At 74.1% G+C, this 12,251-nt stretch carries 10 protein-coding genes; 2 read left to right on the forward strand and 8 right to left on the reverse strand.

The window, feature by feature from the left end:
• Positions 1-13 precede the first annotated feature (13 nt).
• The 3 genes from ACPCK6_RS00290 to pgsA are packed head-to-tail and all read right to left on the reverse strand — an operon-like array spanning position 14 to position 2,736.
• Positions 14-1,174: a glycosyltransferase family 4 protein gene (locus tag ACPCK6_RS00290; protein WP_357208660.1), complete on the reverse strand. Its 1,161-nt coding sequence runs from the start codon at positions 1,172-1,174 to the stop codon at positions 14-16.
• A gap of 12 nt (positions 1,175-1,186) precedes the next feature.
• The gene (locus ACPCK6_RS00295) at positions 1,187-2,119 is read right to left on the reverse strand and encodes a phosphatidylinositol mannoside acyltransferase (protein WP_396880520.1); all 933 of its coding nucleotides are present in this window, start codon (positions 2,117-2,119) and stop codon (positions 1,187-1,189) included.
• Positions 2,116-2,736: a phosphatidylinositol phosphate synthase gene (gene pgsA / locus ACPCK6_RS00300; protein ID WP_194802930.1), complete on the reverse strand. Its 621-nt coding sequence runs from the start codon at positions 2,734-2,736 to the stop codon at positions 2,116-2,118. Before pgsA ends, ACPCK6_RS00295 begins: the two co-directional genes overlap by 4 nt.
• Before the next feature lie 252 nt (positions 2,737-2,988).
• Between pgsA and ACPCK6_RS00305 the strand changes: the two genes are divergently transcribed.
• Positions 2,989-5,145, forward strand: coding sequence for an elongation factor G-like protein EF-G2 (locus ACPCK6_RS00305; RefSeq protein WP_423479983.1), 2,157 nt, complete (start codon positions 2,989-2,991; stop codon positions 5,143-5,145).
• A 291-nt stretch (positions 5,146-5,436) separates the two neighbouring features.
• On the opposite strand, the gene ACPCK6_RS00310 is transcribed toward ACPCK6_RS00305, so the two are convergent.
• The 4 genes from ACPCK6_RS00310 to thrS form a co-directional block, all read right to left on the reverse strand.
• Positions 5,437-6,495 (reverse strand): aldo/keto reductase, encoded by a 1,059-nt coding sequence (locus tag ACPCK6_RS00310; protein ID WP_423479984.1) that lies wholly within the window; start codon positions 6,493-6,495, stop codon positions 5,437-5,439.
• Positions 6,496-6,700: 205 nt separating this feature from the next.
• A complete protein-coding gene (locus tag ACPCK6_RS00315) occupies positions 6,701-7,324 on the reverse strand; it encodes a CG0192-related protein (protein WP_423479985.1) in 624 nt (207 codons plus the stop codon).
• 32 nt (positions 7,325-7,356) lie between these two features.
• Entirely contained in the window at positions 7,357-7,917 is a 561-nt protein-coding gene (locus ACPCK6_RS00320) for an HIT family protein (protein WP_423479986.1), read from the reverse strand.
• A gap of 10 nt (positions 7,918-7,927) precedes the next feature.
• Positions 7,928-9,949 carry a threonine--tRNA ligase gene (thrS, locus tag ACPCK6_RS00325; RefSeq protein ID WP_423479987.1) on the reverse strand — a complete coding sequence of 674 codons (2,022 nt, stop codon included), beginning with the start codon at positions 9,947-9,949 and terminating at the stop codon, positions 7,928-7,930.
• A gap of 203 nt (positions 9,950-10,152) precedes the next feature.
• On the opposite strand from thrS, the gene ACPCK6_RS00330 reads away from it, so the two are divergent.
• Positions 10,153-11,103 carry a YcnI family protein gene (locus tag ACPCK6_RS00330; RefSeq protein WP_423479988.1) on the forward strand — a complete coding sequence of 317 codons (951 nt, stop codon included), beginning with the start codon at positions 10,153-10,155 and terminating at the stop codon, positions 11,101-11,103.
• A gap of 184 nt (positions 11,104-11,287) precedes the next feature.
• Here ACPCK6_RS00330 and ACPCK6_RS00335 read toward each other — a convergent pair whose 3' ends face one another.
• Positions 11,288-12,217, reverse strand: a complete 930-nt coding sequence (locus tag ACPCK6_RS00335; protein WP_423479989.1) for an ADP-ribosylglycohydrolase family protein — start codon at positions 12,215-12,217, stop codon at positions 11,288-11,290.
• Positions 12,218-12,251: the final 34 nt, after the last annotated feature.

Consider the following 12,251-nt stretch of genomic DNA (forward strand, 5'->3'; position numbering starts at 1 on the left):
GCGGCCACAGCGGTCAGCCCAGTCCCGCCCACTCCTGGTCCATGACCCGGCCGTCGGTGGCCTCGATCGCGGCTGCGTATACCTCCAGAACGCGGCGGGCAACCACGGGCCAGTCGAAATTCGCCACCACCTGGTCGCCGCAGGCGGTCAGCCCGGCGCGGCGGCCGTCGTCGTCGAGCAGCTCGGACAGCGCGGCGGCCAGCGCCGTCGCGTCGCCGGTCGGGAACAGCCGCCCGGCCCGCCCGCCGTCGAGCACCCGGCGGAACGCGTCCAGGTCGCTGGCGACCACGGTGGCCCCGGCGGCGAGCGCCTCGGTGAGGATCATCCCGAAGGACTCCCCTCCGGTGTTCGGTGCGACGTAGAGGTGCACGCTGCGCAGCATGCGTGCCTTGTCCGCCTCGGAGACCAGGCCGAGGAACGTGACCCGGTCGCGCAGCCCGGCCGGGAACCGCCCGTACAGCTCGTCGGCGTCACCCGGGCCGGCGACCAGCAGACGCAGCCCGGGGCGGTGCGGCGCGAGCGCGACGAACGCGTCCCGCAGGATCGGGAAGCCCTTGCGGGGCTCGGTGAACCGGCCCAGGAACCCCAGCGTGCCGCCGGTACCCGGGGCGCACTCCCCCGGCCAGCCCGGCAGCGGCGGCACCCCGGCGAACTTCGCCACCGCCACCCCGTTCGGGATCTCCACCGCGCCGCCGTCCATGTGCTCGACCTGCACCTTGCGGGCCAGCGCGCTGACCGCGATCCGGGCGGTGATCCGCTCCAGCACGATCTGGAGCACGCCCTGCGCGGCCGACATCACCCGGGAACGGGTCATCGCGGTGTGGAACGTGGCCACCACCGGGCCGCGGGCGCAGAGCACCGCCAGCATCGACAGGCTCGGCGTGAGCGGCTCGTGCACGTGCAGCACGTCGAAGTCACCCCGGGTGATCCAGCGCCGCACCCGGGCGGTGGAGACCGGGCCGAATGCGATCCGGGCCACCGACCCGTTGTACGGCAGCGGCACCGCCCGCCCGGCCGACACCACGTACGGCGGCAGCGCCGAGTCCTCGTCGGCGGGCGCCAGGACGCTCACCTCGTGGCCGAGCCCGAGCAGCGCCTCGGCCAGGTCCATGACGTGGTTCTGCACCCCGCCCGGCACGTCGAACGAGTACGGGCACACGATGCCGATACGCACTGCGCCCTCCCCCTAGACCGTCCCGGTGGTGGCCGGCGGCGCCGCCGACGTGGGCGTACCGTCCCGGCCCTGGTCCAGCCACATCCGCTGCAACATGTGCCAGTCTTGCGGATGCCGGGCGATGCCCGCCGCCAGACCGTCGGCAATCCGCTGCGTCACCGCGCGTACCCGCTCGTCGAGCGGGGCGCTGTCCGGGTCCGGCAGCGGCAGCGGGCCGTCGATGGACGCGCACGCCGCGTCCGGTTCGTACCACATCGAGGCCACGTAGAGCGGGGCGCCGGTGCGGATGGCCAGCAGCGCCGGCCCGGCCGGCATCCGGGTCCGGCCGCCGAAGAAGTCGACCTCCACGCCCCGGGCCGACAGGTCCCGGTCGGCGAGCAGGGGCACCACGTAACCGGCGCGCAGCCGGTCCACCAGCACGTCGAACGCCGGACGCGGGCCGCCGCGGTTGGGCAGGATCTCCATCCCCAGCCCTTCCCGGAACCCGACGAACCGCTCGTAGACGCCGTCCGGGAGCCGCTCCGCCACCGTGGTCATCGGCCAGCCGGTAGCAGCCACCCAGGCGCCGGCCGCGTCCCAGTTGCCGGCGTGCGGCAGCGCCACCACCGCGCCCCGCCCGGCCGCCACGTCCGCGGCGAGCAGTTCCTGCCCGTCCAGGCGGAACCCGGCGAGGATCTCCGCCCGGCTCAGGCCGGGCAGCCGGAACGCCTCCATCCAGTACCGGGCGTACGAGCGCAAACCCTCGCGCACCAGCGCGTCCAGCTCCGGGTCGGGCAGCTCCGGGCCGACCACCCGGCGCAGGTTGGCGCGCAGTCGACGCGTACCCCCGCCGTCCTTGCGGTGGGCGCGGTCGGCGCCCACCCGGAAGGCCGCGGCCGCGACGGGCCGGGGCAGCGCGCGGATCAGGCGCCAGCCCGCGACGAAGCCCGCCTCGGTGAGGTTCACTCGACGCCGACCCGCTGGGCCTGGCGGTACACGTGGGCCATCCGCTGCCCCACCGTGAAGATCGAGACGGCGGCGAGCAGCCAGAGCGCGATCTCCAGCGCGGGACGCACGCCCACGCCGGTGAGCAGGCCGCCGACGCCGACGATGAGCAGCCGCTCGGTGCGCTCGGCGATGCCCACGTTGCAGGTCATCCCGAGCCCCTCGGCGCGGGCCTTGACGTAGGAGACGAGACCACCGGCGGCCAGGCAGATCAGCGCCGCCGCCACGCCCGAGTAGTCGTGCTCGGTGGCCAGCCAGTACGCGACCGCGCCGAACACCGCGCTGTCGGCGATCCGGTCCATGCTCGAGTCGAGGAACGCCCCGAACCGGGTGGACCCGCCGCTCATCCGCGCCATCGTGCCGTCGAGCAGGTCGGTGAGGGCGAAGACCGTGACGATCAGCGCGCCGGCGACCAGATGGCCGCGCGCGCCGAAGCCGAGCGCGCCGACGAGCACGCCGGCGGTACCGGTCACGGTGACCGCGTTGGGGGACACGCCCGCACGCAGCAGCGCGCGGGCGACCGGCTCCACGACGCGGGTCATGCCCGCGCGGGCCGTCACTTGGAAGATCTTCGCCATGGCGGTCCCACGATAACGGCCCGCAACCGCCGGGGACACAGCCGGGCGCACGACCCGCCCGGCGGCCCTTGTGCGGGCACCCGCGCGGGTGTGAGATCGAGCCGGGAGGTGAGCCAGTTCACCGGATCACCGGTCCGCGTTCCCGTCCAACAGGAGATCACCGGAAGATATCGCCGCGGCGCCCATCCCGGGTCCGCTCCCCCGTCGCCCGCGGCGGTCGCCACCACCACCGGTTGAGGGAGGTGCGCCGCGATGGCGCAGAAGAACGAGAAGGGTGTCACCGGCGGCGCGCCGGTGGTGACCGAGCCCGGCAGGGTTCGCAACGTGGTGCTCGTCGGGCACTCCGGCGCCGGAAAGACGACGCTCGTCGAGGCGCTGCTGGCCGCCAGCGGCACGATCGGCAGGGCCGGCGCCGTCACCGAGGGCACCACCGTCTGCGACCACGACCCCGCCGCCGTACGCCAGCAGCGCTCGGTGAGCCTGGCCTGCGCCCCGCTGACGCACCGCGACGTCAAGGTCAACCTGCTGGACACCCCGGGATACGGCGACTTCGTCGGCGAGCTGCGCGCCGGGCTGCGCGCCGCCGACGCGGCCCTGTTCGTGGTCTCCGCCGTCGACGGCATGGACGCCGCCACCGCCGCCCTCTGGGAGGAGTGCGCCGCCGTCGACATGCCCCGGGCCGTGGCCGTCTCCCGGCTGGACCACCCGCGCGCCGACTTCGACGAGGCGGTGGCGCTGTGCCAGCGCGTCTTCGGCGACAACGTACTCCCGCTCTACCTGCCCATGCTCGGCGACGACGGCGAGTCGGTGGCCGGGCTCATGGGGCTGATCACCCGCCGGGTGTACGACTACTCCGACGGGCTGCCGGCGGCGGTGCGCGAGCCGGACCCGGAGCACCTGCCGGCCATCCAGGAGTCCCGCAACGAGCTGATCGAGGGGATCATCGCGGAGAGCGAGGACGAGACCCTGATGGACCGCTACCTCGGCGGCGAGGAGATCGACCCCGAGGTGCTCATCACCGACCTGGAGACCGCCGTCGCCCGCGGCCACTTCTACCCCGTGGTGCCGGTGTGCGCGGAGACCGGCGTCGGCCTGGACGCGCTGCTCGACGGCCTGGTCGCGGCGTTCCCGTCGCCGCTGGAGCACGACCTGCCCGCGGTCACCGGCGTGGACGGCTCGCCCCGCCCGCCGCTGACCTGCGACCCGGACGGCCCGCTCGTAGCCGAGGTGGTCAAGACGACAGTCGACAGGCACGTCGGGCGGGTCTCGCTGGTGCGCGTCTTCTCCGGCACGCTCCGCCCCGACCAGGTGATCCACGTGTCGGGTCACGGCATGGCCGAGCGTGGCCACCCGGACCACGACGCCGACGAGCGGGTCGGCCACGTCTACAGCCCGCTCGGCGCGACGCTGCGCGAGGTGGCCGCCTGCGTCGCCGGTGACCTGTGCGCGATCACCAAGTCGGGCAGCGCGGAGACCGGCGACACCATCTCCGCCAAGGACGACCCGCTGCTGATCGCGCCGTGGGAGATGCCCGAGCCGCTGCTGCCGGTGGCGATCACGGCACGCAGCCGGGCCGACGAGGACGCGCTGGCCCGCAACCTGTCCCGGCTGGTCGCCGGCGACCCGACGCTGCGGCTCGAACGCAACCCGGAGACCCACCAGCTGGTGCTGTGGTGCATGGGCGAGGCGCACGCCGACGTGGTGCTCGACCGGCTGCGCGGCGGCGGCGTCGAGCTGGACACCGAACCGGTCCGGGTGCCGCTGCGCGAGACGTTCACCGCCGCCGCGCGCGGGCACGGCCGGCACGTCAAGCAGTCCGGCGGCCACGGCCAGTACGCGGTCTGCGACATCGAGGTGGAGCCGCTGCCCCGGGGTTCCGGCTTCGAGTTCGTCGACCGGGTGGTCGGCGGCGCGGTCCCGCACAACTACATCCCGTCGGTGGAGAAGGGCGTCAAGGCGCAGTTGGAGCGCGGCCTGGTCGCCGGCTACCCGGTGGTGGACCTGCGGGTCACGCTGGTCGACGGTAAGGCGCACAGCGTGGACTCCTCCGACGCGGCGTTCCAGACCGCCGGTGCGCTGGCGCTGCGGGACGCCGCCGAGAAGGGCGCGCCCGCGCTGCTGGAGCCGGTCGACGAGATCACCGTACGGGTGCCCGACTCGTCGGTCGGCGCGGTGATGGGCGACCTGTCCGGGCGGCGCGGCCGGGTGCTCGGCACCGAGCCGGACCCGGATGCCGAGGGGCGCACGCTGGTCCGCGCCGAGGTGCCCGCCACGGAACTGCTGCGATACGCGGTCGAGCTGCGCTCGATGACGGCCGGCACGGGGACGTTCCGCCGCGAGTTCGCCCGCCACGAGCCGATGCCCGCCCACTTGGCCGACCAGGCCCGCAAGGAGTCCACCACGCACTGACCGCTACCCCCTCTCCCGTCCCCCCGCCCCGCCCCGCGTGACGCCCGCGATCTTGCACTTGCCGCCCCCACAAATGGGGCGTTCCCGGCAACGGAACGGCGGTAGGTGCAAGATCGGCGCCGACGAGGGTGGGGTTGGGTCAGGAGTGCGCAGATCTTGGTAGGAAGTGGCCCCTGTAAGGGCGCTTTCGTACCAAGATCTGCGGTGGTCCCGGGAAATGGGAAGCGCATCTTGCGTCGTGGGGCGATCGGCGGGCGCGGTCGGGCAGGCGGCGTTCAGGAGGTGGTGCGGTCAGGGGCGGACGGCGGGGACCGGGGGCATCGGCCAGTGAGGGCGGTCGGCGTCCCGGAGAGCAGCCGAGCGTACCGCCGCCAACTGCCGCTCCACCTCGGCGAACTGGTCCGGGGCGAGCGGACCCCGGGCCAGCGCGGCGGCGTTCTCCTCGACCTGCGCGACGGTACGGGCGCCGGGAATCGGCACGGCCCGGTCGCTGCGCGCCCAGATCCACCCGATCGCCCCCTGCGCGAGGGTGCGTCCGTCGGCGGTCAGCGCGTCGCGGACGGCGGCGACCCGGCGCAGCCATTCCGGGGCGGGCCGGCCGCTGCGGAACCACTCCAGCCAGGTCGGCCCGAGTCCGCGTACGTCGTCGCGGGGAAGAGTGGACTCCGGCGTGTACTTGCCGGTGAGCAGACCCATCCCGAGCGGCCCCCGAGCGAGGCTGGCGAGGTCGTGTTTGTCGCAGGCGTCGAGCATGGCCGGGGCGTCCCGCAGCACCGACAGCGCGTGCTGCACGGCGGCGGCGCCGCGGGCGACCTGCGCGAACGCGGCGGCCCGGTCGGCCCGGTCGGTGCTCCACCCGTACGCCCGGATCAGGCCGGCGCCGACCAGGTCGTCGAGCGTGCCGATGAGCGCCTCGGCCCGGGGCAGCGGCAGGTCGCCCAGGTGCAGCTGGTAGAGGTCGATGCGGTCGGTGCCCAGCCGGCGCAGCGAGTCGGTCACCGCCCGGCGAAGGTAGTGCGGCGAGGCGTTCTCTCCGGTGGCCTGCCGGGTGCGCTCGTCGAACGTGTAGCCGAACTTCGTGGCGATCACCGCCTCGTCGCGCCGGCCGGCGAGCGCCCGTCCGAGCACCCGCTCGCCGTGCCCGGCGCCGTACGTGTCGGCGGTGTCGAACAACGTGACGCCGAGGTCGAGCGCGCGGCGGACGGCGCGTACCGACTCGTCGTCGTCGACCCGGCCCCAGCCCAACGGGCGGGCGCCCTCGGCCCACGGGCCGCCGATCGCCCAGCACCCCATGCCGAGGGCGCTCACCTCGATGCCGCTGCGCCCCAACTGTCGCTTGTCGACTGCCACCGCCGCATCCTGTCATCCGCCCGGCGACCGCGGGTCGATTCGTAGCCGAAGAGTCCGTTCGCGATAACGCCGCGTGACGCCAGGCGGCGCACAGTCGCGGTGAACGCGATATGCCTGAGAGTCATGAATATGCCTCTCAGGCATACCGGTGCGAGGCCATCCCTTCGATCCGGCCTCCGAGGAGGAGCCGCTGCCGGGCGAGCCGTCAGCGCGCGTAGGCCAGCAGCACCGGCTCGTCCTGGCCCGGCCAGGTGCCGGTGAGCCCGCCGGAGCCCGGCACCTCGGCCGGTACGGGCCGCCGGACCACCGCAAGCTCGACGTCCCCGACCCGGACCACCGTCACGCCGCCGTCACCCGAGCCGGTCGACACCGGACGGGTCGGCACCGGGCGGCCGGTACGGCTGCCGGTCAGCGTCATGCTCGCCGGGCGCACCTCGCGCTTCCCGTCGACCTCGAAGTACTCCTCGGCCTGCCCGGCGTCGGCGAGCACTGCGGCGGCCAGCAGCGGCGGGTACACCGGGTCGCCACAGGCGTCGTACGCCCAGCGGCGGCCGAGCACCGAGTGCTCGATGACGCCCACCAGATACTCGTCCGCCCCGGCCAGCGGCGCCCCCCGGTACGTCAGCGGCACCTGGAGCACCGGGCCGTCACCGGCGCGCACGAGAAGCGTCTCGATGCCGACCTCGCCGGCCGGGTCGTCGAACCGGTACGCCGCGACGCGGCTGACCGGCGCGCCGGCCTCTCCGGCGAACCACTGCCGGCCGGGCAGCCAGCCGGCGAGCAGCTCCAGTTTCGAGGGGCGCAGTTCCGCGCGGTGCAGGAGAGCCATGCGCAAGATCGTACTGTCGGGGCGGGCCCCCGTCAGGCCGCCGCCCACGCCTTGGCGAGCAGCTCCCGGGTGTCGGCGAGCAGTTGCGGCAGCACCTTGGTCCGGCCGATCACCGGCATGAAGTTGGCGTCGCCGCCCCAGCGCGGCACCACGTGCTGGTGCAGGTGCGCGGCGATGCCCGCGCCGGCCACGCCGCCCTGGTTCATGCCCAGGTTGAAGCCGTGCGCGCTGGACACGTGCCGGACCACCCGCATGGCGGCCTTGGTGAACGCGGCCAGCTCGACCGTCTCCGGCTCGTCCAGCTCGGTGTAGTCGGCCACGTGCCGGTAGGGGCAGACGAGCAGGTGCCCGGGGTTGTACGGGTAGAGGTTGAGCACCGCGAACACGTGCTCGCCCCGGGCCACCACCAGGGACTCCTCCGGCGGCAGGCCGGGCGCGAGGCAGAACGGGCAGCCGGCCGGCTTCTCGTATCCGCCCTCGGGCCGGTCCTCGCCGGAGATGTAGGTCATCCGGTGCGGCGTCCAGAGCCGGTCCAGCCCGTCCGCCAGACCCTTGTCGCCGCCGTACCCGGTGTCCCGCTCCGCCCCTGTCACACAGGCGATCCTACGATCCGGGCCGCTCGGCGGCAGGACCGGCGTTGGTGCGCGACTCCACCACCTCGCGGACGTGCGCCACCGCCTCGTCGATCGGTACGCCGTTGCGCTGCGACCCGTCCCGGTAGCGGAACGAGACGGTGCCGGCGGCCACGTCGTCGTCCCCGGCGATCACCATGAACGGGATCTTCTGCTGCTGCGCGTTGCGGATCTTCTTCTGCATGCGGTCGTCGCCCAGGTCGACCTCGGCCCGGATGCCGTGCCGGCGCAGCGTCGCGGCGAAGTCGACCAGGTAGTCGCCGTGCTCGTCGCGGATCGGGATGCCGACCACCTGCACCGGCGCCAGCCAGGCCGGGAACGCGCCCGCGTAGTGCTCGGTGAGCACGCCGATGAACCGCTCGATCGACCCGAACTTGGCGCAGTGGATCATCACCGGCTGCTGCCGGGTGCCGTCGGCGGCCTGGTACTCCAGCCCGAAGCCCTTGGGCTGGTTGAAGTCGTACTGGATGGTCGACATCTGCCAGGTCCGGCCGATCGCGTCCTTGGCCTGCACGGAGATCTTCGGGCCGTAGAACGCCGCGCCGCCCGGGTCCGGCACCAGCTCCAGGCCGGTCTCCAGCGCGCACTGCTCCAGCACCGCGGTGGCGGTGGCCCAGTCGGAGTCGGAGCCGACGAACTTGTCCGGCTTCGACTCGTCGCGGGTCGACAGCTCCAGGTAGAAGTCGTCGATGCCGAAGTCGCGCAGCAGGCTGAGCACGAAGCCGAGCAGGTGCTTGATCTCCGACGGCGCCTGCTCGCGGGTGCAGTAGGAGTGCGAGTCGTCCTGGGTGAAGCCGCGCACCCGGGTCAGGCCGTGGATGACGCCCGACTTCTCGTACCGGTAGACCGTCCCGAACTCGAACAGCCGCAGCGGCAGCTGCCGGTAGGACCGCCCGCGCGACCGGTAGATCAGGTTGTGCATCGGGCAGTTCATGGCCTTGAGGTAGTAGTCGCTGCCCTCCATCTCCATCGGCGGGAACATCGTGTCCTTGTAGTAGGGCAGGTGTCCCGAGGTGTGGAAGAGACCTTCCTTGGAGATGTGCGGAGTGCCGACGTAGTCGAAGCCCTCCTCGACGTGCCGTGCGCGGACGTAGTCCTCCATCACCCGCTTGAGCACGCCGCCCTTGGGGTGGAAGACCGGCAGGCCGGACCCGATCTCGTCGGGGAAGCTGAACAGGTCGAGGTCCGCGCCGAGCTTGCGGTGGTCGCGGCGGGCGGCCTCCTCCAACAGCTTCAGGTACGCCTTGAGCTCGTCCCGGGTCGGCCACGCGGTGCCGTACACGCGCTGCAGCTGCGGGTTCTTCTCCGACCCGCGCCAGTACGCAGCGGCCGAACGCATCAGCTTGAACGCGCCGATCAGCCGGGTGTTGGGCAGGTGCGGGCCCCGGCACAGGTCCGACCAGCAGACCTTGTCCTCGTTCGCGGCGAGGTTGTCGTAGATGGTCAGCTCGCCGCCGCCCACCTCCATCACCTCGGAGGAGTCCAGCCCCTCCCCCTTGACCTCGATCAGCTCCAGCTTGTACGGCTCGGCGGCCAGTTCGGACCGCGCCTCGTCCAGGTCGGCGAACCGGCGGCGGCGGAACCGCTGGCCGGACTTGACGATCTCCTGCATGCGCTTCTCGAGCTTGGTCAGGTCGTCCGGCTGGAACGGCTTGTCGACGCCGAAGTCGTAATAGAAGCCGTTCTCGATCGGCGGGCCGATGCCGAGCTTGGCGTCCGGGAAGACGTCCTGCACGGCCTGGGCCAGCACGTGGGCGGTGGAGTGGCGCAGCACGTTCAGCCCGTCCGGGCTGTCCAGCGTGACCGGCTCGACGGCGACGTCCTCGGCCGGGCGCCAGTCCAGGTCGCGTAGCTGGCCCTGCGGGTCGCGGACCACCACGATCGCCTTCGGCCCGCTCATCGGCAGGCCGGCCGCGGCCACCGCGTCGGCCGCCGTGGTCCCGGCGGCGACGACGACGGGGTCGGCCACGACGGGGGTACGGGGTGCGGACACGGTGACTCCTGTCGTCGACGGTACGGAAGGGCCGGTGACCGGCCCCTGCGATGCTATCGGTCGCCCGGACCCGGACCGCCGCCGACGCCGGTGCCCGCCTCCGGCGAGTTCCGTGCCGGGTTGAACCTTTTCGGCCCGCCGCCCGAACTACCAGGTGGGGCCGGAGCCGGTACCGGCCCCAGTCGAGAAGGATGGGGACGACCATGAGGATGACCCGTCAGGGCCGGTGGGCGGCGGCGTCGCTGGCGGCCGTACTCGCCGGGGCGGTGGGCTGGCCCGCCGCGGCGCACGCGGCCGGGGTGACCGTCACGACCTCGCCCGCCCAGGTACGCCAGGGCGACGCGATCGAACTCTCGGTGCTGGTGCCGGCGGACGAGCCCGGCACCCGGACCACCCGGATCGAGCTGACCATGCCCGCTGACGCCCCGATCGGCGAGGTGTACCCGCTGTCGGTGCCGGACTGGGCGCCCACCATCACCACCCGCACGCTCGACCAGCCGGTCCCCGGCATGCACGCGGCCGAACTGAACCAGGTGACCCACTCGGTGAGCTGGCTGCGGATGCCCGGCACCGGCACCGGGGCGGCCCGGCTGCCGCTGGGCATGGGACCGATGCCCGCCACCGACCGGCTCAGGTTCACCGTGACGCAGACGTACGACGACGGCACTGTGGTCCGGTGGGCGGACCCGGCGGGTGGCGCACACCCCGCGCCGACGGTCGAGCTGCTGCCGCCGCTGCCGGGCACCGTGACGCACGACGGCGCTCCCGGAGCGGGCGGCGCCGGGCACGGCGGTCACGGCGCGCCGGGCGCCCTCGGCGGGGCGCAGAATGGCGCGCAGGGCGGCACGGCACCGGCGGCCGGGGCGGTCGACGACGGGCCGAGCGCGGACCTGCTGCTCGGCGGCGGCCTGCTCGCCGGGCTGGCCGGTGGCGCGGCGATCGGCTGGCTGCTCAGTCGCCGCCGACGCGACACCATGACCCTCCCGGAAGACGGCGACGGCCCTTCCGACGCCACCGCGACCCCCGACAGCCGCACGCCTCCCGGCGCCACCGCGACCCCCGACAGCGTGCCCCTCGACAGCGCGGCCCTCGACAACGCGACCTCCGAAGCCGGCGAACCCGTCCCCGCCGGCACCGCCTCCACGCGCCCCTGACCACCACCCACCCACCCACCCACCCGTCCCACCCACCCGTCCCACCCACCCGCCCACCCAGAAAGCGGGAGCACCCATCCACGATGCGAGACCGCAGGAGATCTTGGTACGAAACGGCCCCCAGGAGGGCCGTTTCGTACCAAGATCTCGGACTCCTATGGCGGCGGGGCGGGGGTGGGGTGGGTCAGGCGGGGGCGGTTAGCCAGCCGGGGAGCGGCTCGCGGGCGGTCAGCCAGCCCTCCGGCACGCCGCCCGGCGCGCCCACCCCGGTGTACGCGGCCACGATCCCGCCCACGATCGCGGCTGTGGTGTCCACGTCGCCGCCCGCTTCGACGCAGACGCGGATCGCGGCCGGGTAGTCGTGCAGCATCGTGGCGGCGACCCAGAGCGTGAACGGCACGGTGTCCTGCGCGGTGACCCGGGAGCCGTTGCCGAGCGCGTCGGCCGCCGCGGCAGCGGAGTGACCGAGCAGCGCGGTGGCCCGGCGTACCCCGCGGTGCACCTCACCGGCCGGGTCGAGCGTCCCGGCGACGACGGTGAGCAGCCGGGCCGGGTCGGGCCGGCCGCCGTCGAGGCGGGCGCGGGCGGCGAGCGAGGCGGCCACCGCGACTGCCACCGCACCGGCGACGCCCTCCGGGTGGGCGTGTGTCACCTCGGCGGAGGCGCGGGCCTGCTCGGCGGCGCGCCGGGTGGAGTCGGCGTGCCAGGCGCCGAGCGGCGCGACGCGCATCGCGGCGCCGTTGCCGCAGGAGCCCTGCCCGTCGAACGCGGACGCCGCGGCCACCGGCCAGGGCGTGCCGGTGCGGATCAGCCGCAGCACCGTCACCGCGCCCGGACCGTACCCCCGGTAGGGCTCGCAGCGCTGCGCGAACGCCAGCGCCAGCCGGTCCCGGTCGATGCGGCCGGCGGCGGCCAGCTCGGCCACCACCGAGCACGCCATCTCGGTGTCGTCGGTCCACTCCCAGGGCGGTTCGGGCAGCCGCCCGGCGGCGAGGTCGTCCGGGTGCCGGCCCGGGACGAAGAACTGGGAGCCGAGGGCGTCGCCCACCGACAGGCCGGCCAGCGCGTCGCGGGCGAGCGTGAGGCGGGTGTCGGGGAAGAGCGTGAACGTCATCGCCGTCCCAGCTTGCCCGGTTGGCCGGACCGCC

Source organism: Micromonospora sp. AB353, assembly GCF_049538395.1.
Taxonomy (GTDB): Bacteria; Actinomycetota; Actinomycetes; order Mycobacteriales; family Micromonosporaceae; genus Micromonospora; species Micromonospora aurantiaca.

Coding starts and splice junctions, on each gene's coding strand:
- pgsA (WP_194802930.1), bottom strand. CDS start 2,736: ATGGCGAAGATCTTCCAAGTGACGGCCCGCGCGGGCATGACCCGCGTC.
- ACPCK6_RS00305 (WP_423479983.1), top strand. CDS start 2,989: ATGGCGCAGAAGAACGAGAAGGGTGTCACCGGCGGCGCGCCGGTGGTG.
- ACPCK6_RS00315 (WP_423479985.1), bottom strand. CDS start 7,324: ATGGCTCTCCTGCACCGCGCGGAACTGCGCCCCTCGAAACTGGAGCTG.
- ACPCK6_RS00330 (WP_423479988.1), top strand. CDS start 10,153: ATGAGGATGACCCGTCAGGGCCGGTGGGCGGCGGCGTCGCTGGCGGCC.
- ACPCK6_RS00335 (WP_423479989.1), bottom strand. CDS start 12,217: ATGACGTTCACGCTCTTCCCCGACACCCGCCTCACGCTCGCCCGCGAC.